The sequence below is a fragment of the Pseudomonas sp. RIT-562 genome (genome assembly GCF_026241895.1).
Taxonomy (GTDB): Bacteria; Pseudomonadota; Gammaproteobacteria; order Pseudomonadales; family Pseudomonadaceae; genus Aquipseudomonas; species Aquipseudomonas mandelii_F.
This window is the reverse complement of record NZ_JAPJIV010000005.1, coordinates 27320-49693: the sequence shown is the minus strand read 5'-3', so window position 1 is coordinate 49693 and position 22374 is coordinate 27320. Positions and strand designations below refer to the sequence as shown.

The following is a 22374-nucleotide window of genomic DNA, read 5'->3' as shown; positions in this document are numbered from 1 at the left end:
GCTTAACCGAAGAACCGCTGGCCAGTCTTGGCCATTTCACGCAGCTTCGCGGTCGGGTGGTACAGCGCGCCCAAATCAGCGTACTGGTCAGCCAGGGCAACGAACTCGGCAACACCGATCGAATCGATGTAGCGCAGCGCGCCGCCACGGAATGGAGGGAAACCAATACCGTAGACCAGACCCATGTCGGCTTCGGCAGCGGTTTCGACAATGCCGTCTTCCAGGCAACGCACGGTTTCCAAGCACAGCGGGATCATCATCCAGTTGATGATGTCTTCGTCAGTGACTTCGCGCTGCTCGTAAACGATCGGCTTGAGCACTTCCAGCACCGACGGGTCGGCGACTTTCTTCTGCTTGCCTTTCTTGTCGGTCTCGTAGGCGTAGAAGCCCTTGCCGTTCTTCTGGCCCAGGCGCTTGGCTTCGTACAGCACGTCGATCGCCGAACGGCGGTCGTCTTTCATACGGTCCGGGAAGCCTTCAGCCATCACGTCACGACCGTGGTGACCGGTGTCGATGCCGACCACGTCCATCAGGTACGCCGGGCCCATCGGCCAGCCGAATTTCTCCATGACCTTGTCGATGCGCACGAAGTCCACGCCAGCGCTGACCAGCTTGGCGAAACCGCCGAAGTACGGGAACAGCACGCGGTTGACCAGGAAGCCCGGGCAGTCGTTGACGACGATCGGGTTCTTGCCCATTTTCTTGGCGTAGGCAACGGTGGTGGCAACTGCCAGCTCGCTGGACTTCTCGCCACGGATCACTTCCACCAGCGGCATCATGTGCACCGGGTTGAAGAAGTGCATGCCGACGAAGTTTTCCGGACGCTTGAGGGCCTTGGCCAGCAAGGTGATGGAAATGGTCGAGGTGTTGGACGCGAGGATGGTGTCCTCTTTGACCTTGTCTTCGACTTCAGCCAGCACGGCCTGTTTGACTTTAGGGTTCTCGACCACGGCTTCGACCACCAGGTCCACGTGACCGAAGTCGCCGTAGGACAGGGTTGGGCGGATGCCGTTGAGCACTTCAGCCATTTTCGCTGCCGTCATGCGACCTTTATCAACGCGGCCGACCAGCAGCTTGGCGGCTTCAGCCAGGCCTTGCTCGATACCGTGCTCGTTGATGTCCTTCATCAGGATCGGCGTACCTTTGGAAGCCGACTGATAGGCGATGCCGCCACCCATGATGCCGGCGCCCAATACGGCAGCCTGCTTCACGTCGCGAGCGATTTCGTCGTAGGCCTTGGCCTTTTTCTTCAGTTCCTGATCGTTCAGGAACAGACCGATCAAGCTCTGCGCAGCAGAGGTCTTGGCCAGTTTCACAAAACCCGCAGCTTCGACTTCCAGGGCCTTGTCGCGACCGAAGTTCGCGGCTTTCTGGATGGTCTTGATCGCTTCAACCGGCGCCGGGTAGTTCGGGCCAGCTTGACCGGCAACAAAACCTTTAGCGGTTTCGAAGGCCATCATTTGTTCGATCGCGTTCAGCTTGAGCTTTTCCAGCTTCGGCTGGCGCTTGGCCTTGTAGTCAAACTCACCGGAGATGGCGCGTTTGATCAGTTCCAGCGCGGCTTCCTGCAGCTTTTCAGGAGCAACCACAGCGTCTACGGCGCCGACTTTCAGCGCGTCTTCAGCACGGTTTTCCTTGCCGGCGGCAATCCACTCGATCGCGTTGTCGGCACCAATCAGGCGCGGCAGGCGCACGGTGCCGCCGAAGCCCGGGTAGATGCCCAGCTTGACTTCTGGCAGACCGATCTTGGCCGCGGTGGACATGACGCGGTAGTCCGCCGCCAGGCACATTTCCAGACCGCCACCCAGGGCGATGCCGTTGATCGCGGCGACAGTCGGGACGTTGAGGTCTTCGAAATCGCTGAATATCTTGTTGGCTTCGAGGTTGCCTGCAACAAGCTCTGCATCGGGCAGCTTGAAGTTCTCGACGAATTCGGTGATGTCGGCGCCGACGATGAACACGTCCTTGCCGCTGCTGACGATCACACCCTTGATCGAAGCATCTGCCTTGATGGTGTCCACGGCCTGACGCAGTTCGTTCAGGGTTAGACGGTTGAACTTGTTGACGGACTCACCCTTGAGGTCGAATTTCAATTCGACGATGCCACTTTCAAGAGCCGTAACCGTGATGGCTTTACCTTCGTAAATCATCAACTGATCTCCACGATATGGAAGCTGAACAGTACACGTCGGACGCAGGCGAATGGCTTGGCAAGACGTTATTCGTCGATGCTACGCCAATCCACCCGACACACCCGCCAACGCGATAGTCGGGATTCTGTAGGAGCGCTGCGCAATGCAAACGCTCAATTCATACGCCCGTTTGATTTGGGTACGTCACCTTCACGGAATTTCAAACAATTGTCAATCGCCCAAAATACGGGTGTGAACGCGACTTTGCGGTCATTTCCGTCACTCGAAGATCTTCAACACTCGGGTGCATGTGCGCCCATTCATAGGATCAATAGTTAGAAAAGTCGCCCTAATTCGCGGCAGTTTCTGTTTAAGAGACTACGCTGGCGGGGACTGGAGGAAATATTTTCAACGATTTGGCGAATGCCCGGCGTAAGATCAGCTCACACCGTTTTCCGGCCTGCCTGGCCAACCCGGCCCGATGTTGATGTCGGGCTTTTTATTGCCTGTAGAAACCCGACCATCTACATCGCAACAACTGCCCGCGAAGAGGTCACGACGGTAGATGGCGCCGCCTCACGGACGTGCATCCACGCCAGATCGCTGGGCCTAGCGGACGTGGAAAGTCGCTGCATCGAGGTTGCATGTGTCAGGGTCGGGATTCAGGCCAGCGCTTTGAGGGTCGCATCGATTTGCTGCAACACCGTCGCCTCGCCCTTCTCCCCCCAATACAAGGTGATCATTTGCTGATCCGCTTCGACCTTGTAGACGTTAGCCGGCAATTTTTCGAAATGATTCAGCAGCGCCCGATCTTCACAGACTTCCTGCCACTGATTGACCCAAACCCCCGGGGCTTTTTGCCAGTAGCTCCAGCAGGCCGGCTGCTTGCCGCGTCGTGGCCGATGGTACTGCGCGCACGGGCTCGGAGGCTCCTGGCTCAGCCAGTGGGGCCACTCCACGGGCGCCAGTTGCATGGCCAGGCCGATGCGTCGGGCCTCCATGCGCAGGGCCATGCGACCGCTCTGACCACGGGACGGTCGCAACCACGCCAGCGGACTCAAGACCACTAACAGGATTGACACCACTATCCAGACCGTCATATCTGTACTCCGTTTTTTAAATGAGCGCGCCGGACCTATCGGGAACCACTGCGCTTGAAACCAGCCATACTTAACAATAATGCCATCCTCAGGAGGAGCACCTCATGCCCTACAACCATATTCTGGTCGCTGTAGATCTAACCGAAGAGTGCGATCCTGTAATCCACCGCGCTCGCGAACTGTCGGTGAGCAACGGCGCCAAACTGTCCCTGGTGCACATCGTCGAACCGATGGCCATGGCCTTTGGCGGCGACGTACCCATGGACCTGTCCCAGTTGCAGCAGCAACAGTTCGATCAAGCCAAGGAGCGCCTGGACCGACTGATCCTGAAGTATCCGGAACTCTCCAAGGAATACAGCCACCTGACTTACGGCCAGCCGCGTCAGGAGATTCATCACCTGGCCAAGGAGCAGACCTGCGACCTGATCGTGGTGGGCAGTCATGGCCGCCATGGCTTGGCATTGCTGCTGGGCTCCACGGCCAACGACGTGCTGCACGGCGCGCCTTGTGACGTGCTCGCGGTGCGCCTGGCCAACAAAAACTGACAGCACACCCCCCTGTGGGAGCGGGCTTGCTCGCGAATTCGTTGTGCCAGTCGACATCCATGTTGAATGTCCAACCGCTTTCGCGAGCAAGCCCGCTCCCACAGGGGATTTTGGGTGATCTGTCGACCGTGTTGCATACAAAAAGCCCGGCGCTCATCGCTGAACGCCGGGCTTTTTTATTGCAGGGTCAATCAGGCATCCAACTCAGCCCAACGCTCCACCATCACTTCCAGCTCTGCCTGCAACTGTTCCAGCTGAGCAATCACCGCAGCAGTTTTCGCCGCAGGACGCTGGTAGAAACCGCTGTCGGCCATTTGTGCTTCAACGGCGGCGATCTGCTGCTCCATGGCCTCGATCTGGCCCGGCAGGGCTTCCAGCTCGCGCTGCAGCTTGTAGCTGAGCTTCTTCTTTGCGACGGGCGCTTCGACCGCTGCCGCCACAGGTGCGGCCTCGGCAGTCACGACTGCCGAGGTCAGGTCGGCTTTGCCCGACTTGCTCTCGGTCACGCCCAGTAGGCGCGGCGAGCCGCCCTGACGCAGCCAATCCTGATAACCACCCACATACTCGCGAACCTTGCCTTCACCTTCAAAGACCAGGGTGCTGGTGACCACGTTGTCGAGGAATGCCCGGTCGTGACTGACCATCAGCACAGTGCCGTTGAAGGTCAGCAGGACCTCTTCCAGCAACTCGAGGGTTTCCACGTCGAGGTCGTTGGTCGGTTCGTCGAGGACCAGCAGGTTCGCCGGTTTGCTGAACAATTTCGCCAGCAACAGACGCGCACGCTCACCACCCGACAGCGCCTTGACCGGCGTGCGGGCACGCTGCGGGCTGAACAGGAAATCGCCGAGGTAGCTCAGCACGTGACGGCTCTGGCCATCGATGTCGATGAAATCGCGACCTTCGGCGACGTTGTCGATCACGGTCTTTTCCAGGTCCAGCTGATGGCGCAACTGGTCGAAGTAGGCGACGTCGATGCGCGTCCCCTCCTCCACGGTGCCGCTGGTCGGTTGCAGGCCGTTGAGCATCAGCTTCAGCAGCGTGGTCTTGCCGGTACCGTTGGCGCCCAGCAGACCGATACGGTCACCGCGCGCCAGGACCATCGAGAAGTCCTTGATCAGGAACGGGCCGCCCGGGTGAGCAAAGCTAACGTTCTCGAGGACCATCACCTGCTTGCCAGACTTGTCAGCGGTGTCCAGCTGAATGTTGGCCTTGCCGGTGCGTTCACGACGCTCGCTGCGCTCAACGCGCAGGGCTTTCAAGGCACGAACACGGCCTTCGTTACGGGTGCGACGGGCCTTGATGCCCTGGCGGATCCAGACTTCTTCCTGGGCCAGCTTTTTGTCGAACAACGCGTTGGCGGTTTCTTCAGCAGCCAGCGAGGCTTCCTTGTGCACCAGGAAACTGGCGTAGTCGCCGTTCCAGTCGATCAGGCCGCCGCGATCCAGTTCGAGAATGCGAGTCGCCAGGTTCTGCAGGAATGAACGGTCGTGCGTGATGAACAACACGGCGCCCTGGAAATCCTTCAGCGCTTCTTCAAGCCAGGCGATTGCACCGATGTCCAGGTGGTTGGTCGGTTCGTCGAGCAGCAGCAGGTCTGGCTCGGAAACCAGGGCCTGGGCCAGCAGGACGCGACGACGCCAGCCACCGGACAGCTGGGACAGGGTCTTGTCCGCCGGCAGCTGCAGGCGGCTCAGGGTGCTGTCGACCAATTGCTGCAAGCGCCAGCCATCGCGGGCTTCGAGGTCGTGCTGGACGTGCATCAGCTTGTCCAGGTCGGCATCGGTAACGATGTTCTGGCTCAGGTGGTGATACTGCGCAAGCAGCTCGCCGACGCCATCAAGGCCTTCAGCCACCACGTCGAACACGGTCCGCTCGTCGGCTACCGGCAATTCTTGCGGCAATTCGCCAATCTTGAGGCCGGGGGCACGCCAAACGGAGCCGTCATCCGGCTTCTGGTCGCCCTTGACGAGCTTCATCATGCTGGACTTGCCAGTGCCGTTGCGGCCGATGATGCACACCCGCTCTCCACGGGCGATCTGCCAGGACACCTTGTCCAACAACGGCGTAGAGCCGAAAGCAAGGGACACATCGCTGAATTTGAGCAGGGTCATGAGCTTCTCCAAAAACCGGGCGCGCATTCTACCTGACTTGAGGCTGCAAAAGGCCGGCAATTTCACTGTCGGGGCACTCTGCACAACAAATGTTGCGAACTGATGCCAAGAGGCCGGCAAAGCTTTCGCCCGTCGCTGGCAAAAGGCTAAGCTACAGATTATTCAGTGGGGGTCCTGCCCGCACTTGTCATGATTTCTCTGCCCGGATGTCTCATGCGCAGTCGCCTTTTCAGTCTTTTTTCATGTTTGCTTCTTTCTGCCTCTGCCATCCAATCAGCCCAGGCGGTGGACCTGTCCACCCAGCGCCAGTATTACGACGAAGCCAAGCGCGCGCTGGCCAAGGGCGATACCGGCCCCTATTTTCGCTACAGCCAGGCCCTCGCCGATTATCCGCTGGAACCTTACCTGGCGTATGACGAGCTGACCGCGCGCCTGAAAACCGCGAGCAATGCCGAAATCGAGAAATTCCTCGCCGAGCATGGCGACCTGCCCCAGGCCAACTGGATGAAACTGCGCTGGTTGCGCTGGCTGGCCGAACGCGGCGACTGGGCACCCTTCGTCAAGTATTACGATCCCAAGCTCAACTTCACCGAGCTGGACTGCCTGAACGCCCAGTACCAGATCGGCCACAACCAGAAAACCGAGGGCTACGCCAACGCCAACAAACTGTGGCTGACCGGTAAATCCCTGCCGGCCGCTTGCGACGGTTTGTTCGGGGTGTGGGCCGCCGATGGTCAACTGACTGAACAGAAACGCTGGGAGCGCACCAAGCTGGCGGCGCAGGCGCGCAACTATCCGCTGGCCAACAGCCTGGTCAACGGCCTCACCACCCTCGCCCCGCGCGGCCGCTTGCTGGTGGACGTAGCGCAGAAGCCCGAGCTGCTCAACCAGCCCTCACGCTTCAGCCCGGCCGATGAGCCGATGTCGGACATCGTCAGCCTGGGCCTGCGCCGCCTGGCACGCCAGGATCCGGAAAAGGCCATGGCCTTGCTCGATGGTTATGCCAGCAGCATGCATTTCTCCCGCGATGAAAAAGTCGCCATTGCCCGGGAGATCGGCCTGACGCTCGCCCGCCGTTTCGACAGCCGGGCGCTCGATGTCATGACCAAATACGACCCGGAGCTGCGCGACAACACCGTTTCCGAGTGGCGCTTGCGCCTGTTGCTGCGCCTGGCGCGTTGGGATGATGCCTATCAGCTGACTCGCCGCCTGCCGCAAGACCTGGCCACCACCAACCGCTGGCGCTACTGGCAGGCCCGCAGCCTGGAACTGGCCCAACCGCAGAATCCGGAAGCGCAGACGCTGTACAAGGGCCTGGCCCGCGAGCGTGATTTCTACGGCTTCCTGGCCGCCGATCGCTCGCAATCGCCTTACTCGCTGAACAACAAGCCGCTGGTGCTGAGCCAGGCGCTGGTCAACAAGGTACGCAACACGCCGGGCATTCGCCGCGCGCTGGAGTTTCATGCTCGCGGGCAGATCGTCGACGGGCGCCGCGAGTGGTACCACGTCAGCCGGCATTTCAACCGCGATGAAATGGTCGCCCAGGCGAAACTGGCCTACGACCTGAAATGGTACTTCCCGGCGATCCGCACCATCAGCCAGGCGCAGTATTGGGATGACCTGGACATCCGCTTCCCGATGGCCCACCGCGACACCCTGGTACGCGAAGCCAAGGTCCGTGGCCTGCATTCCAGCTGGGTATTTGCCATTACTCGCCAGGAAAGCGCCTTCATGGACGACGCCCGCTCCGGCGTCGGCGCCAGCGGCCTGATGCAGCTGATGCCGGCCACCGCCAAGGAAACCGCGCGCAAGTTCAGCATTCCCCTGGCCTCGCCGCAGCAAGTGCTCAACCCCGACACCAACATCCAGCTGGGTGCCGCCTACCTGAGCCAGGTCCACGCCCAGTTCAACGGCAACCGCGTCCTCGCCTCCGCCGCCTACAACGCAGGCCCCGGTCGCGTGCGCCAGTGGCTGCGCGGCGCCGATCACCTGAGCTTCGATGTGTGGGTGGAGAGCATTCCGTTCGATGAAACCCGCCAGTACGTGCAGAACGTGTTGTCGTATTCGGTGATCTACGGGCAGAAGCTGAATTCACCGCAGCCGCTGGTGGATTGGCATGAGCGGTATTTTGATGATCAGTGAAGTTGGTTGAAGCAAGATCAAAAGATCGCAGCCTGCGGCAGCTCCTACATAGGGATGGTGTACACCCCGTAGGAGCTGCCGCAGACCTGTTCAGAAAATCTGGACTTGCGCAGGCGACATCCATTAGCGGCGATGGGCATTCCGTTGCCCTCCTCGATCATGCAGATTACGCGAGGCTAGTTCACTGAGCTGAGGTCGTTGATCTGTGCGATTTCTGCATATTTCGCAGCGGCGCTACTTAGCCGGTTACTTGGTCGGTACTGGGTCGGTACTGGGTCGCCCAGCAGCGCCGACTCACGAAACCTGATGCCCATCACTAAACTGCAACGCCGCCAACCGCGCATACAACGCGTTCCCCGCAATCAACTCCTGATGCGTGCCCACCGCCACCAGTTTCCCCTGATCCATCACCGCAATCCGGTCCGCATTCTTCACCGTGGCCAGACGGTGGGCGATGACCAGGGTGGTGCGGTTTTTCATCAGGCTTGGCAGGGCTTGCTGGATCAGGTGTTCGCTCTGGGCATCGAGGGCGCTGGTGGCTTCGTCGAGCAGCAGGATGGGCGCGTCCACCAGCAGCGCGCGGGCGATGGCCAGGCGTTGCCGTTGGCCGCCGGACAGGCCCAGGCCGCCGTCGCCGAGGTGGGTCTGGTAGCCGTCGGGCATCTGTTCGATGAAGTCGTGGGCATAGGCGATTTTTGCCGCTTCCTGCACCTGGGCCAGGGTGGCGTCCGGTCGGCCGTAGCGGATGTTTTCTTCGACGCTGCCGAAAAACAGCGCCGGGTTCTGCGAGACCAGGGCGAAGCAGCGGCGCAGGTCGAGCGGATCGAGTTGAGTCAAGGGCACGCCGTCCAGCAGAATGCGCCCGGCGAGCGGGTCGTAGAAGCGCAGCAGCAGGTCATACACGGTCGACTTGCCGGCCCCCGAAGGCCCGACCAGCGCCAGGGTTTCGCCGGCATGGATAGTAAGGTTGAGGCCATCGACCGCGAAGCTATCCGGACGCGAGGGGTAGGAAAACCGCACATCCTGCAGCACAAGGTCGCCGGCGACCCGCTCGGGCAAGGTCACCAGCCCCGAGCTCGGCGGCTGGATGATGTTCTCCGAGCGCAGCAGCTCGGCGATACGCTCGGCGGCGCCAGCGGCGCGTTGCAGTTCACCGATCACTTCGCTCAACGTGCCGAACGCACTGCCGACGATCAGGCTGTAGAACACGAAGGCCGCCAGCTCACCGGCAGAAATCCGCCCGGCAATCACGTCCATGCCGCCTACCCACAACATCACCCCAACGGCGCCCAGCACCAGCACGATCACCAGGGTAATCAGCCAGGCGCGCTGGAAGATCCGCTTGCGCGCAGTCTCGAAGGCCTGCTCCACCGTCACGGCAAAGCGCTGCTCGTCCTGGACCTGATGGTTATAGGCCTGCACGGTCTTGATCTGGCCAAGGGTTTCGGACACGTAGCTGCCGATGTCGGCGATGCGATCCTGGCTCATGCGCGACAGGCTGCGCACTCGCCGGCCGAAGATCAGGATCGGCGCGATCACCAGCGGCAAGGCGACCACCACGATGCTGGTCAGCTTGGGGTTGGTGATGAACAGCAGGATCACCCCGCCGATCACCATCAGCAAATTACGCAGGAACATCGACAGCGAAGAGCCGATCACCGATTGCAGAAGAGTGGTATCTGCGGTCAAGCGCGACTGGATCTCGGAGCTGCGATTGTCCTCATAGAACCCTGGGTGCAGGTAGACGAGATGGTTGAACACCTGCCGGCGAATGTCCGCCACCACTCGCTCGCCGATCCACGACACCAGGTAAAAACGCGCAAACGTGCCGACCGCCAAACCCGCCACCAGCAGCATGAACAGCCCGATGGATTGATTGAGCAGGTGCGGTGATTGGGTCATGAAACCCTGGTCCACCAGCAGGCGAATGCCCTGCCCCATGGACAAGGTGATGCCCGCCGTGACAATCAACGCCAGCAACGCGCCGAGCGCGGGCCAGCGGTAGGGTGCGAGGAAACGGCTGGTCAGGCGAATGGCACGGCGGTGACGGGCAGAGAGCATGTAGATCATCCAGTTACGCCACGGCGCGGTGGTTTGAAGGGAACTTGTGTAAATCAAAATGAGTCAGGTTAATTATGACCGCAAGGCCTAGCCCCTAGACGCTATCGGTCTAAAGTCCGGGTAGCAACCCTGCGTTATTTCTGGTGGACTGTCGATGCCGTTCAGGAAAGACCGCAAGGAGCTGTCACAGCCCGGTCACCAGGCGGTTTTATAGTAAGCACACAACCTGATGAGGAGACAGGCCATGTCCTTGCAACACAGCAGCGAAGACAAGATTGAAGTGATCCGTACCAAACCCGGCCAGCCTCTGGGTTGCTCGATTATCGACGAGCAAGGGCGCGAAGTACCCATCACTGAAGACATGATCCAGGACGCTTGCCGCGACCTGGAGAAGCGATTGGTCGAGCCTGCCAAACAAGATTGATATAGCCCCCGTCTTCTTGACCCGGCCCTGATGGCCGGGTTTTTTATGGGTGCTTTCCTAGATCAGCGATACGGCCGATCCGCGGTTACTCCAGCAGATATCAAATCGCGGTCAGCAGATGCTTGAACTTACAGCAACTCCAACGCCAAAAGTGAAGTTTCACTAGCAGTTCTGATAGTTCCCAACACTCGGCAACCTGATCAAACTGGAAGCGCTCCCCAGCCTCCTCCTTTATCAAGGAAAGACTTAATGCCCCAGCCACCGGTTGAGAATCAAGGTGCCCCAAGCCAGTTCCGCACCATACTGCTGGCTGCTGACAATAAAAAGTCGATAATTGCCGAACTCACGGGGGCGCAACCCAATTCGATCGCATATTGCGCCTATGGTGGACAATCACCACAGCAGCAAATCGCCTCACACCTTGGTTTCAACGGTGAACTGTGCGAAAGGCAGATCGGCTGGTATGTGCTTGGGAATGGCTACCGTGCTTACAACCCTAAATTGATGCGTTTCCATAGCCCAGATAGTTGGAGCCCGTTTGGCGGCGGTGGATTGAATGCCTATATGTACTGCGTGGGAGATCCGGTGAATTTTTCAGACCCTACGGGGCACTCGATTCTTGGAGTGATCAAAGACTTCTACTCCAGAAATGTCTCATTCTCCGGGGCATCGCAAGTGAGCATCAATGCACGCCATAGTCGCTCTATAAGTGCAGGTATTAACAGGCAGGAGGCGATGTATGCACTCGGCCAGGCCGGAGGGTCGCCCTCGGGAACGGCTCGCACAGGGCAATCTTCTTCCTTAGCTGATATAGGTGTATTAGTTATGGGAGCACCGGGGCCTAGAGGAAATAACAATCCCGCAATTGGCAGCACAGGCACCACTACCACGCGGAACTACGACGGGTATGCCGCAGGGGCGCAAAGAGATGGGTTAACCGCGCTGGGTAATAGATCGATGACCGGGAGTTATTCACAAAACCCGAACCTGCAAGCCGCAGTCTCTCACTCTGTCACCCGAAGGCAGGGGATGCATAAAGACAGCAGGGGGAACATCTGGGTGACTGGACGAGACAGTAATGGGAGGATGGTAACGAGAGCTCGACAACCAATACGGGGCGGCGGTGATGCAACGGGAACTCGTCCGAGCGCACGTATGCGCGACATCGAAATTCGAGACCAAGCGATTATTCAACAGCGAAATGTTGTGCGACAAGAAGCACTTAGAGCAGCAAATGAGGTACTCAATGCTCGGCTACAACGAGCTGGGCAACCCCCACGCGAAATTTTGACGGCGGTGAGAAGAGGGGGCCAGGAAAGGTAGGACGAAGTGATGCTTGGGTGGAGTAGGCTGCCTTCGGATAGTCATGACCTGTAATCCAAATTCAGCAAATTCACGTGGGTGGTGCCGCCCTTCGCGCGCAAGCCCACCCACACATGATTAGATGCAGGACCTGGGGGAGCGGGCTTGCTCGCGAATAGGCGAACCCGGATTTTCAGACAGCCGCAGCCCCCAACGCCGCCACAATCCCCCGCAACTCCAGCGACTCCCCCTCAATCCTCACCTGCAACCCATCAATCTCCCGCCGCAATGGGTAATGCTTGCGCAACCCGTCAAATGCCGCACGCTGTTCACTCACTGTTCCTACAAGACTGCGCCGAAAATCCGCATCATCACGGCGCGGGTCGTACACCCCGCGGCACAGCATCGCCAGCGCCCAGGCCGGATCCGTCTGGGCATGCAAGGTGACCTGCGCCAACCAGGGCGCCGGCAGCAGATCGCTCAGGCTCACCGTCGCTGGCTGCCCGAGGAAAGCGCAAAACGCCTGGTAAATCTGCGCCGTGCCGCGCTGCTTGCCATCCAGGCTATAACCGGCGATGTGCGGAGTCGCGAGCACGCACAGATCCGCCAGCGCCGCATCGACCTCAGGCTCCCCCTCCCAGACATCCAGCACCGCCTGCAGGTCTTCGCGCTGCAGCAGCACATTGCGCAGCGCGGCGTTGTCGACCACCGGACCACGGCTGGCGTTGATCAGCCAGGTGCCAGGTTTGAGCTGATCCAGGCGATTTTTGTCGAAAAGGTGCCAGGTGGACTGCGCGCCGTGTTTCTTCAACGGGGTGTGCAGGCTGATGACGTCGCATTGCTGGATGATCTGATCGAGGCTGACAAAATCACCGCCTTCAGCGGCCTGGCGCGGTGGGTCGCAGACCAACACGTTCCAGCCCAGCCCGCGCAGCACCTGGACCAGACGCCCGCCCACTTCACCGGCGCCGACCACGCCATACGTACGCTGCTTGAGGTCCGCGCCTTCGATCTCGGCCAGGGTCAGCAGGCTGCCGAGCACATAGTCGACCACGCCGCGGGCATTGCAGCCGGGGGCGCTGGACCAGGTGATGCCGGCCTGTTGAAAGTAGTCGAGATCGAGGTGATCGGTGCCGATGGTGCACGTGCCGACAAACCGCACCTTGCTGCCTTCGAGCAATGCGCGATTGACGTTGGTCACGGAGCGCACCAGCAACACGTCGGCCTGTTCGACGGTGGCGCGATCGATGGACCGCCCAGGTACCCGGCGGATTTCACCGAAAGATTCGAAAAAGGCATCGAGCAGCGGGATATTTTCGTCGGCAACAATCAGCATGGCGGGCTCCTTTGGGGGATCGGCAGTGTAGGCGTAGAAGGACGTAGTGGGCCAGCAGGCATTGCTCTGATTGATTGCCAAACACCGTATCCTTACCCACCTGACACCGCCCCCCTTCTACCCGCCAAACACCCTCCCCCTGTAGCAGCTGCCGAGGCACGAGGCTGCGTTGGGCTGCGAAGCGGCCCCCATGGGCGGTCCTGCGGACCGCAACGCAGCCTCGTACCTCGGCAGCTGCTACAAAGGTTGCGGTGGCTGTGCGAAGGGGGCGGGGTCGCGGGCCGCTTACAAATCCTCAACACAGCTATTTTCCTGACCACTACGTCAACGCGTAGAATGCCCCGCCTCGCGCATCAAATACCTTTGGACGTTTCGCCTTGAATTCCGCCACTGACCGCTCCACTTGCAGCCCCCTCACCCGCCCGGCCCGGGTGCGCCTGGAGCTGAAAAATCTGCTGGGCCTGGCCTTGCCGATCATGATCGCGCAGCTGGCCACCACGGCCATGGGGTTCGTCGATGCGGTCATGGCCGGTCGGGTCGGGCCGCGGGACCTGGCCGCCGTGGCCCTGGGCAATTCGATCTGGGTCCCGGTGTTCCTGCTGATGACCGGCACCCTGCTGGCCACCACCCCCAAAGTCGCCCAGCGATTCGGCGCCGGCACCCACAGCGAAATCGGCCCGATCGTGCGCCAGGCCCTGTGGTTGGCATTGGTGGTGGGCCTGATGGCCACCGGTATGCTGCTCAGCGCAGAGCCGATCCTGCACCTGATGAACGTCGACCCCGAACTCATCGGCCCGTGCATGCAATACCTGCACGGCATCGCCAGCGGCCTGCCTGCGGTGGCGCTCTATCACGTGTTGCGCTGCTTCAGTGACGGCCTGGGACGCACCCGCCCCGCCATGGTTCTCGGCCTGTGTGGCCTGGCGCTGAACATCCCGCTCAACTACATCTTCATCTATGGCCACTTCGGCGTACCGGCCATGGGCGGCGTCGGCTGCGGCTGGGCCACGGCGATCGTGATGTGGGTAATGGCCATTGGCATGGCCGGCTGGGAACGCTGGGCGCCGGCCTATCAGTCGAGCCAGTTGTTCAGCCGCTTCGACTGGCCACAGTGGTCGGTGATCAAGCGCCTGCTCGGCATCGGCCTGCCGATCGGTATCGCGGTGTTTGCCGAGTCGAGCATCTTTGCCGTGATCGCCCTGCTGATCGGCAGCCTCGGCGCCACCGTGGTGGCCGGCCACCAGATCGCCCTCAACTTCAGCTCCCTGGTGTTCATGATCCCCTACTCCCTCGGCATGGCCGTCACCGTGCGCGTCGGCCAGGCACTCGGGCGCCAGCAACCGCGGGAAGCCCGGTTTGCTGCGGGAGTCGGCATGGGCACTGCCCTGGCGTATGCGTGTATCTCGGCGAGCATGATGTTGTTGCTGCGCGAGCAGATCGCGACTATCTACACCTCGGACCCGACGGTGATTCATGTCGCGGCGATGCTGATCGTGTATTCGGCGCTGTTCCAGTTCTCCGACGCGATCCAGGTCACGGCAGCCGGCGCCTTGCGCGGCTATCAGGACACCCGGGTGACGATGATCCTGACCCTGTTCGCCTACTGGGGCATCGGCTTGCCCGTCGGTTACGCGTTGGGCCTTACCGACTGGCTTGGCCCCCCAAGCGGCCCGAGCGGGCTATGGCAAGGCCTGATCGTCGGCCTGAGCTGCGCGGCGCTGATGTTATCGATCCGCCTGACCCGCAGCGCCCGCCGACGCATCCGCACAACCCTGTAGGCGCCTGGCTTGCCAGCGATGGCGGTGTCACATCCGCCATAGCAATTGCAGGCAAGCCAGGTCCCCCAAACGTTCAGGCGGTTTTCTTGCGAATCCAGTACAGGTAAGTCCCTGCCTCTTCATGCTGCCCAACCAACTCATGGTCAAGGAACACGCAGAACTTGGGGATATCGCGCCGGGTCGACGGGTCGGTAGCGATCACCTTCAACAGGCCGCCAGGCACCAGGTCACGGATGTGCTGGTGCAGCATCATCACCGGCTCCGGGCAGTTGAGGCCGGTGGCGTCGAGGGTGCCGTCAACCGGCGTATCAAGCATTTCACTCATGATTCACTCCTGAAACTGGCCGACATTGTCGCGCAATGTCGGGTTGAACGTCATCTGTAGGAACGACATGCCTGCCCTGTGAGACTACTGCTTTTGTGGGAGCAAGGCTTGCCCGCGATGGGGCCCTCAAGATTGCCATCGCGGGCAAGCCTTGCTCCCACAAAGCCCTACTCCCACATGAACCTTGCTCCCACAAGAACCGTGCACCCACACATGTATCACCGCCTCAGCGGGACTTGGGTTTCTTCACATCAATCCGCCGCAAATGGCACGTCACTTCTTCCCGGTCGTGATACAGCTGCTTGCAGCCAATCTCCACCCGAATCCCCCGCGCCTTGAACCCCTCGGCAATTCGCTCCAGCAAGCGCTTAACCTCGGCATAGCGCTGCTTCATCGGCAACTTCAGGTTCACCACCGCCTCACGGCAATGCCCCTCGCCGATCCACTCCTCCAGCATCGCCGCATTGCGCGCCGGCTTCTCGACGATGTCGCACACCATCCAATCCACCGGCTGCTTGGGCTTGAAGGTAAAACCATCCGCCATTAAATGCTGCACCAACCCGGTTTCCATCAGGCTTTCCGCCATCGGCCCGTTATCGATCGCCGTCACCAGCATCCCGCGATTCACCAGCTGCCAGGTCCAGCCACCCGGCGCCGCACCAAGGTCCACGCCGGTCATGTCACTGTGCAAACGCTCATCCCACTGGTCACGCGGGATAAAATGGTGCCACGCCTCTTCCAGCTTCAGCGTCGACCGGCTCGGCGCCTCACGGGGGAACTTCAACCGCGGAATACCCATCGGCCACATCGCCGAATTGTTCGACTCCGCCAACCCCATGAACACTTCGCGCCCACTCTTGAACGTCAACAGCAAGCGCGGCTTCAGCGGGTCTTCCACCAGCTTGCCCGCCGCCAGCAGCGCCTTGCGCAAATGCACTTCGAACTTCTTGCAGAAATTCGACAGCTCCTTGCCATCGTTGGTATCGACCATCTCCAGCCACAGGCTGCCACACAGCGGGAAATCCGCCATGTGCGCGAGGATCACACTGATGCGATCAGTTTCCGGCAACTCGATAAACATCCCGCGAGCCCACTGGCGCGGAAAAATCAAATCGGCAAAACGCTGCCCGCGCATCAGGCGCTCGGCACCGTCTTCCTCGGTGCAGATAAATTCGGCGAAGGCGCTGGCGGTCTTGGCCTTGGCATAACCGGCCACGTTCAGGCGAGCGGCATGCTCGGAAATCTCCGAGCAGACTTCGCCTTCGAAGCCCGGCCGGCAGTGCATAAAGAGGGTGTTCATTAAATCTCCTGGGCAATCGGCAATGAATCGCTGCGCAACTTGCCCTGTAGCAAAGCCTGTCACGAAAACCGGCGCATGATAGCCGAGTTCGGAACCTTGGACCTGTCCATAGAGTCCAGTTATTAGCTTTAAGCCGCAAACAGGACTAGGTTTAGACCTCAGTTCGTCCCCTCAGTCCGTAGCCGTGCGGATCAAAAGGAGTGATCGTAATGCCGTCCCTCGATAGCCTGAAAACCCTCAAGACCCTGCAAGTCGACGACAAGACCTACCATTATTTCAGTCTGCCCGACGCTGCCAAAAGCCTCGGTGATCTCGACAAACTGCCCATGTCGTTGAAAGTGCTGCTGGAAAACCTGCTGCGCTGGGAAGATGAAAAAACCGTCACCGGCGCCGACCTCAAGGCCATTGCCGCCTGGCTCAAAGAGCGCCGCTCCGACCGGGAAATCCAATACCGCCCCGCGCGCGTCTTGATGCAAGACTTTACCGGCGTACCCGCCGTGGTCGACCTGGCCGCCATGCGCGCCGCCATGGCCAAGGCCGGCGGCGACCCGCAACGCATCAACCCGCTGTCCCCCGTCGACCTGGTGATCGACCACTCGGTGATGGTCGACAAATTCGGCAGCGCCGGCGCCTTCGAGCAGAACGTCGACATCGAAATGCAGCGCAATGGCGAGCGCTACGCGTTCCTGCGCTGGGGCCAGAGCGCCTTCGACAACTTCAGCGTAGTGCCACCGGGCACCGGCATCTGCCACCAGGTCAACCTCGAATACCTCGGGCGCACCGTCTGGACCAAAGATGAAGACGGCCGCACCTACGCCTTCCCCGACACCCTGGTCGGCACCGACTCCCACACCACCATGATCAACGGCCTTGGCGTACTCGGCTGGGGCGTCGGCGGGATCGAAGCGGAAGCGGCGATGCTCGGCCAGCCGGTGTCGATGCTGATCCCGGAAGTCATCGGCTTCAAACTCACCGGCAAGCTCAAGGAAGGCATCACCGCCACCGACCTGGTGCTCACCGTCACCCAGATGCTGCGCAAGAAAGGCGTGGTCGGCAAATTCGTCGAATTCTACGGTGACGGCCTCGCCGACCTGCCCCTGGCCGACCGCGCGACCATCGCCAACATGGCCCCGGAATACGGCGCCACCTGCGGCTTCTTCCCGGTAGACGACGTCACGCTCGACTACCTGCGCCTCTCGGGCCGCCCACCAGAAACCGTAAAACTGGTCGAGGCCTACTGCAAAACCCAGGGCCTGTGGCGCCTGCCGGGCAAGGAGCCGGCATTCACCGACAGCCTGGCCCTGGACATGGCCAGCGTCGAAGCCAGCCTCGCCGGGCCGAAACGCCCGCAAGACCGCGTCTCGCTGCCCAATGTCGCCCAAGCCTTCAGCGACTTCATCGACCTGCAATTCAAACCCACCAGCAAGGAAGAAGGTCGTCTGGAAAGTGAAGGCGGCGGCGGAGTGGCCGTGGGCAACGCCGACCTGGTCGGCGAAACCGACTACGAATACGACGGCCACACCTATCGCCTGAAAAACGGCGCCGTGGTCATCGCCGCCATCACCTCCTGCACCAACACCTCCAACCCCAGCGTGATGATGGCGGCTGGTTTGGTGGCGAAAAAAGCCGTGGAAAAAGGCCTGACGCGCAAACCCTGGGTAAAAAGCTCCCTGGCCCCCGGCTCGAAAGTCGTCACCGACTACTACAAGGCCGCAGGCCTGACCCAATACCTCGATCAACTCGGCTTCGCCCTGGTCGGCTACGGCTGCACCACCTGCATCGGCAACTCCGGCCCGCTGCCGGAACCGATCGAAAAAGCCATCCAGAAAGCCGACCTCACCGTCGCCTCGGTCCTGTCCGGCAACCGCAACTTCGAAGGCCGCGTGCACCCGCTGGTGAAAACCAACTGGCTCGCCTCCCCACCACTGGTCGTCGCCTACGCCCTGGCCGGCACCGTGCGCACCGACATCAGCAGCGAACCCCTGGGCAACGACCAGGACGGCAACCCGGTGTACCTGCGCGACATCTGGCCCAGCACCCAGGAAATCGCCGACGCGGTAAACCAGGTCAACACCGCCATGTTCCACAAGGAATACGCCGAAGTCTTCGCCGGCGACGAGCAATGGCAAGCCATCGAAGTCCCGCAAGCCGCGACCTACGTCTGGCAGGACGACTCCACCTACATCCAGCACCCCCCGTTCTTCGACGACATCGGCGGCCCGCCACCAGTGGTCAAGGATGTCGCCGGCGCCCGGGTCCTGGCCATGCTCGGCGACTCCGTCACCACCGACCACATCTCCCCCGCCGGCAACATCAAGGTCGACAGCCCCGCCGGCCAATACCTGCGCGACAAAGGCGTGGAACCGCGCGACTTCAACTCCTACGGCTCACGCCGCGGCAACCACGAAGTCATGATGCGCGGCACCTTCGCCAACATCCGCATTCGCAACGAAATGCTCGGCGGCGAAGAAGGCGGCAACACGATCTACATCCCTACGGGAGAAAAGGTCGCGATCTACGACGCCGCCATGCGCTACCAGGCCGCCGGCACCCCGCTGGTGGTCATCGCCGGCCAGGAATACGGCACCGGCTCCAGTCGCGACTGGGCGGCCAAAGGCACTAACTTGCTGGGGGTGAAAGCGGTTATTGCAGAGAGCTTCGAGCGGATCCACCGGTCCAACCTGGTGGGCATGGGAGTGCTGCCGTTGCAGTTCAAACTGGATCAGAACCGTAAGAGTCTGAAACTCACGGGCAAGGAGACGCTCGATATTCTCGGGCTGACAGGAGTGGAACTGACTCCACGGATGAATCTGACCCTGGTCATCACCCGTGAAGACGGCAGCCGCGAAAGAATCGAAGTGCTATGCCGTATCGACACGCTAAACGAAGTTGAATACTTCAAATCCGGCGGCATCCTGCACTACGTACTGCGCCAACTGATAGCTTCATAACCCAACTGGGGGGACTTCAAGTCCCCCCAACACCCCAATCCCCTGTAGGAGCGAGCCTGCTCGCGATAGCGGTCGACAATGCGCCAAATCCACTAAGTGAAGGCGCTCACCCGAGATCGTAGACCAACCCTACCTAGCAGTTCTGATAGTAGGCAGAACCTCACAAACCAACGATCCTGAGCTCACGAATTCTCGCGCCCAGGGATCCCCTCAATGCTAACCAATACTCACTTGACCCTGGCTCGCTATACATACGACCCACTCGACCGCCTGACCCATTGCACCCCCTCCGACCAACCTCACATCCAGCGCTATTACTGCCAGACGCGCCTATCCACCGAGATACAAGGCACCTCCCACCGCAGCATCTTGCAGCACGAAGACCAGTTACTGGCGCAACATCATCAAGATGGCGCAGCGGCCTCTAGCGCCCTGTTGGCAACCGACCTGCAACGATCGGTACTACGCGCAACCCACGGCAACTTGCGATACGCTTTTGCCTACGCACCCTACGGCTATCGAACGCTAACAAGCGGCTTACTCAGCTTGCTCGGCTTCAACGGCGAAAGTCCGGACCCGGTGACAGGCCATTACCATCTCGGCAATGGCTATCGCCAATACAACCCAGTATTGATGCAATTCAACAGCCCTGACAGCTGGAGTCCGTTTGGAGACGGTGGCTTGAATGCATATGCATACTGCGCCGGGGATCCGATCAACAATGGCGATCCGACTGGACGTATGCTCAAGCATGTCCTTCACCGGCGCATACTCTATACAACATTCAAAATCCCCAGACCAAAACTGGTCAAAGAACCAACAACGAAACCATTTTGGTTTGAAGATTTTCACCATCTCGACGCTAAAACCAGAAGAAATACTTTAGTAAACTCGTGGACTTCCTTGAGTGAAAATGAGGTGCCCGGCCTCCCTAATGCCGTCAAAAACAACACTGCGCAACGCTACAACAACCCTTCGGAGAAGATAGATTGGGACACGTACAAACGTCAAAAAACAGCTAATACAAACCAGGCACGCTTTTATCACAACAAAATCAACGCAATCACTTATATTTCAACATTAAGGGAGCAAAAACTAAAATTTTCTCCCTCTTCGCAAGTTAGGGAGTTTGAGAAACACCTTTCGATCGACGAGTACCCATGGAAGCAATACTCATTAAACTTAAACACGAACGACATTCGCTCAAACATCCGAAAATTTTGAGGTAAGGGATGACCAATCTACGTGTCTTGGCTATTCACACTGCTAATTTGCCTCGCGGCACCATGTTCCCATTCGGACACGTTCCTAATACGATAGAAGGTTCGTGTGAAATTTAAAAACAACTTAATCTGCAGCCTTCATTGCCGCCCCCGCTTCTGCCTAAACTATTCTCCTGAATAACGCGCCACCCAAGGATGACCCAATGCTCCGCCTCCCCTGGCCGTACCTCACCATGCTCACCGCCGGCTACGTCCTGGCGCTCACCTTCGGCCAACTGTCACTCCAGGCCAGCATCCCCATCACCCTGCTCCTGCTAGCCGGCTTCGCCGTCCAACCCCAAAACCACCGCTACGCCCGCTACCTCGGCCACAGCCTGTTCGTTCTCATGGCGATAGCCCTGGCCCTCCACTACCTTCCAGGCTTCCACAACGCCCAAGTCATCGAGCCGCAACGCTTCAGCGAAAACGCCACTCCATTCTCGATGTACCTAAACCTCGACAAACCGCTACTCGGCTTCTGGCTCCTGCTCGCCTGCCCCTGGATCATCGCCCAACGCGCCTTCAGCCCAACCCTGAAAACCAGCGCCATCGCCCTGACCCTCACCGCACTCGCCACCTTCGCCAGCGCCAGGCTGCTGGGCATCATCGAATGGTCGCCAAAATGGCCCGACGTCGCCCGCATCTGGCTCCTCAACAACCTGCTATTGGTTACCCTGGTAGAAGAAGCCCTGTTCCGCGGCTATATACAAGGCAGCCTGAGCCAACGACTCAAACACCTGCCCTACGGCGAAAACCTGGCCGTGTTAATCGCCGCAACAGTTTTCGGCCTGGCGCACTGGGGCGCGGGTTGGCAGTGGGTCCTGCTGGCAACCCTGGCCGGCATCGGCTACGGCCTGGCCTACCGCTATGGCGGACTGGCAGCCGCCATCGCCACACATTTCGGGTTAAACCTGCTGCACTTCGGGCTATTCACCTACCCAATGCTGGCGGCATAGTCATCAGGGCCAAGCAAACGCCCGTATGACAGAAAGTGTCAACGGAGCCTTGACCCTCCCCCCCTACGCCACTAGAGTGCACGCTTTTAAAATGGCCCCGGCAGCAGTAATGCACCGGAGAAGGCCGTACTGTTGCGCTGGAAAGGACTTCCATCCCCCTCCTCCTGCTGCCTGTGCGGTCAAAACACTCGATCCCGTAACCTGCGCAGCCCTATGTTCAATAAAATCCTGGTCGTTTGCATCGGCAACATCTGCCGCAGCCCCACCGTAGAAGCCCTGCTGAAAAGCAAGCTGGCCCATCGCGGCAAAGTCATAAGCTCAGCCGGCCTCGGCGCCCTCGTGGACAAATCCATGGACGCCACCGCACTGGAAGTCCTGCGCGAGCACGGCGGCGACCTGCCAGACCATAAAGGTCGGCAATTGACTCGAGAAATGCTGCAACAGGCCGATGTAATACTGACCATGGAACAACGCCATGTAGACAGCATCGCGCGCATGGCCCCGGAAGTACGCGGCAAGACGTTCCTGCTAGGCAAGTGGCAGAACAACCAGGAAATCCCGGACCCGTACCGCCAGCAGAAAGTCGCATTCGAACACGTCTACCAGTTGATGACGCAAGGCGTCGACAGCTGGTCGCAAAAACTATAAT

Annotated in this window: 16 protein-coding genes; 9 read left to right on the top strand and 7 right to left on the bottom strand. The window is 60.1% G+C overall.

The genetic code is table 11. The features are described 5' to 3' along the window. Positions 1-2: 2 nt before the first annotated feature. A complete protein-coding gene (gene fadB, locus ORL50_RS08710; RefSeq protein ID WP_266012686.1) occupies positions 3-2150 on the bottom strand; it encodes a fatty acid oxidation complex subunit alpha FadB in 2148 nt (715 codons plus the stop codon). Positions 2151-2794: 644 nt separating this feature from the next. Continuing rightward, positions 2795-3232: a hypothetical protein gene (locus ORL50_RS08705; protein WP_266012684.1), complete on the bottom strand. Its 438-nt coding sequence runs from the start codon at positions 3230-3232 to the stop codon at positions 2795-2797. 104 nt (positions 3233-3336) lie between these two features. Between ORL50_RS08705 and ORL50_RS08700 the strand changes: the two genes are divergently transcribed. Next, positions 3337-3777: a universal stress protein gene (locus tag ORL50_RS08700; protein WP_266012681.1), complete on the top strand. Its 441-nt coding sequence runs from the start codon at positions 3337-3339 to the stop codon at positions 3775-3777. A gap of 191 nt (positions 3778-3968) precedes the next feature. On the opposite strand, the gene ORL50_RS08695 is transcribed toward ORL50_RS08700, so the two are convergent. After that, a complete protein-coding gene (locus ORL50_RS08695; protein ID WP_266012678.1) occupies positions 3969-5888 on the bottom strand; it encodes an ATP-binding cassette domain-containing protein in 1920 nt (639 codons plus the stop codon). 213 nt (positions 5889-6101) lie between these two features. On the opposite strand from ORL50_RS08695, the gene ORL50_RS08690 reads away from it, so the two are divergent. Beyond that, entirely contained in the window at positions 6102-8030 is a 1929-nt protein-coding gene (locus tag ORL50_RS08690; RefSeq protein WP_266012675.1) for a transglycosylase SLT domain-containing protein, read from the top strand. Positions 8031-8324: 294 nt separating this feature from the next. On the opposite strand, the gene ORL50_RS08685 is transcribed toward ORL50_RS08690, so the two are convergent. Further along, positions 8325-10100: an ABC transporter transmembrane domain-containing protein gene (locus tag ORL50_RS08685; RefSeq protein WP_266012672.1), complete on the bottom strand. Its 1776-nt coding sequence runs from the start codon at positions 10098-10100 to the stop codon at positions 8325-8327. A 235-nt stretch (positions 10101-10335) separates the two neighbouring features. On the opposite strand from ORL50_RS08685, the gene ORL50_RS08680 reads away from it, so the two are divergent. Continuing rightward, positions 10336-10515, top strand: coding sequence for a PA1571 family protein (locus ORL50_RS08680; protein WP_266012669.1), 180 nt, complete (start codon positions 10336-10338; stop codon positions 10513-10515). A 249-nt stretch (positions 10516-10764) separates the two neighbouring features. Then, positions 10765-11838 (top strand): RHS repeat-associated core domain-containing protein, encoded by a 1074-nt coding sequence (locus ORL50_RS08675; RefSeq protein ID WP_266012666.1) that lies wholly within the window; start codon positions 10765-10767, stop codon positions 11836-11838. A 172-nt stretch (positions 11839-12010) separates the two neighbouring features. On the opposite strand, the gene pdxB is transcribed toward ORL50_RS08675, so the two are convergent. Next, positions 12011-13153 carry a 4-phosphoerythronate dehydrogenase PdxB gene (gene pdxB / locus ORL50_RS08670; RefSeq protein WP_266012664.1) on the bottom strand — a complete coding sequence of 381 codons (1143 nt, stop codon included), beginning with the start codon at positions 13151-13153 and terminating at the stop codon, positions 12011-12013. 377 nt (positions 13154-13530) lie between these two features. Between pdxB and ORL50_RS08665 the strand changes: the two genes are divergently transcribed. After that, positions 13531-14931: an MATE family efflux transporter gene (locus ORL50_RS08665; RefSeq protein WP_266012662.1), complete on the top strand. Its 1401-nt coding sequence runs from the start codon at positions 13531-13533 to the stop codon at positions 14929-14931. Positions 14932-15004: 73 nt separating this feature from the next. On the opposite strand, the gene tusA is transcribed toward ORL50_RS08665, so the two are convergent. Both tusA and rlmM read right to left on the bottom strand, forming a co-directional pair. Beyond that, positions 15005-15256: a sulfurtransferase TusA gene (tusA, locus tag ORL50_RS08660; protein ID WP_266012660.1), complete on the bottom strand. Its 252-nt coding sequence runs from the start codon at positions 15254-15256 to the stop codon at positions 15005-15007. 226 nt (positions 15257-15482) lie between these two features. After that, complete coding sequence (gene rlmM, locus ORL50_RS08655) at positions 15483-16556, bottom strand: 23S rRNA (cytidine(2498)-2'-O)-methyltransferase RlmM (RefSeq protein WP_266012658.1); 1074 nt, start codon at positions 16554-16556, stop codon at positions 15483-15485. A 209-nt stretch (positions 16557-16765) separates the two neighbouring features. Here rlmM and acnA point away from each other — a divergent pair, with 209 nt between their 5' ends. The 4 genes from acnA (at position 16766) to ORL50_RS08635 (ending at position 22373) form a co-directional block, all read left to right on the top strand. Further along, positions 16766-19507, top strand: coding sequence for an aconitate hydratase AcnA (gene acnA, locus ORL50_RS08650; RefSeq protein WP_266012656.1), 2742 nt, complete (start codon positions 16766-16768; stop codon positions 19505-19507). Between the two features lie 213 nt (positions 19508-19720). After that, positions 19721-20731, top strand: coding sequence for an RHS repeat-associated core domain-containing protein (locus ORL50_RS08645; RefSeq protein ID WP_266012653.1), 1011 nt, complete (start codon positions 19721-19723; stop codon positions 20729-20731). Between the two features lie 202 nt (positions 20732-20933). Beyond that, positions 20934-21725, top strand: coding sequence for a CPBP family intramembrane glutamic endopeptidase (locus ORL50_RS08640; protein ID WP_266012650.1), 792 nt, complete (start codon positions 20934-20936; stop codon positions 21723-21725). Positions 21726-21938: 213 nt separating this feature from the next. Next, entirely contained in the window at positions 21939-22373 is a 435-nt protein-coding gene (locus ORL50_RS08635) for a low molecular weight protein-tyrosine-phosphatase (protein WP_266012646.1), read from the top strand. Position 22374 lies beyond the last annotated feature (1 nt).

What these genes read in the sequence shown, in the direction of transcription:
- fadB (WP_266012686.1), bottom strand. Translation starts at nt 2,150, where the DNA reads ATGATTTACGAAGGTAAAGCCATCACGGTTACGGCTCTTGAAAGTGGC.
- ORL50_RS08705 (WP_266012684.1), bottom strand. Translation starts at nt 3,232, where the DNA reads ATGACGGTCTGGATAGTGGTGTCAATCCTGTTAGTGGTCTTGAGTCCG.
- ORL50_RS08700 (WP_266012681.1), top strand. Translation starts at nt 3,337, where the DNA reads ATGCCCTACAACCATATTCTGGTCGCTGTAGATCTAACCGAAGAGTGC.
- ORL50_RS08695 (WP_266012678.1), bottom strand. Translation starts at nt 5,888, where the DNA reads ATGACCCTGCTCAAATTCAGCGATGTGTCCCTTGCTTTCGGCTCTACG.
- ORL50_RS08690 (WP_266012675.1), top strand. Translation starts at nt 6,102, where the DNA reads ATGCGCAGTCGCCTTTTCAGTCTTTTTTCATGTTTGCTTCTTTCTGCC.
- ORL50_RS08685 (WP_266012672.1), bottom strand. Translation starts at nt 10,100, where the DNA reads ATGATCTACATGCTCTCTGCCCGTCACCGCCGTGCCATTCGCCTGACC.
- ORL50_RS08680 (WP_266012669.1), top strand. Translation starts at nt 10,336, where the DNA reads ATGTCCTTGCAACACAGCAGCGAAGACAAGATTGAAGTGATCCGTACC.
- ORL50_RS08675 (WP_266012666.1), top strand. Translation starts at nt 10,765, where the DNA reads ATGCCCCAGCCACCGGTTGAGAATCAAGGTGCCCCAAGCCAGTTCCGC.
- pdxB (WP_266012664.1), bottom strand. Translation starts at nt 13,153, where the DNA reads ATGCTGATTGTTGCCGACGAAAATATCCCGCTGCTCGATGCCTTTTTC.
- tusA (WP_266012660.1), bottom strand. Translation starts at nt 15,256, where the DNA reads ATGAGTGAAATGCTTGATACGCCGGTTGACGGCACCCTCGACGCCACC.
- rlmM (WP_266012658.1), bottom strand. Translation starts at nt 16,556, where the DNA reads ATGAACACCCTCTTTATGCACTGCCGGCCGGGCTTCGAAGGCGAAGTC.
- acnA (WP_266012656.1), top strand. Translation starts at nt 16,766, where the DNA reads ATGCCGTCCCTCGATAGCCTGAAAACCCTCAAGACCCTGCAAGTCGAC.
- ORL50_RS08645 (WP_266012653.1), top strand. Translation starts at nt 19,721, where the DNA reads ATGCTAACCAATACTCACTTGACCCTGGCTCGCTATACATACGACCCA.
- ORL50_RS08640 (WP_266012650.1), top strand. Translation starts at nt 20,934, where the DNA reads ATGCTCCGCCTCCCCTGGCCGTACCTCACCATGCTCACCGCCGGCTAC.
- ORL50_RS08635 (WP_266012646.1), top strand. Translation starts at nt 21,939, where the DNA reads ATGTTCAATAAAATCCTGGTCGTTTGCATCGGCAACATCTGCCGCAGC.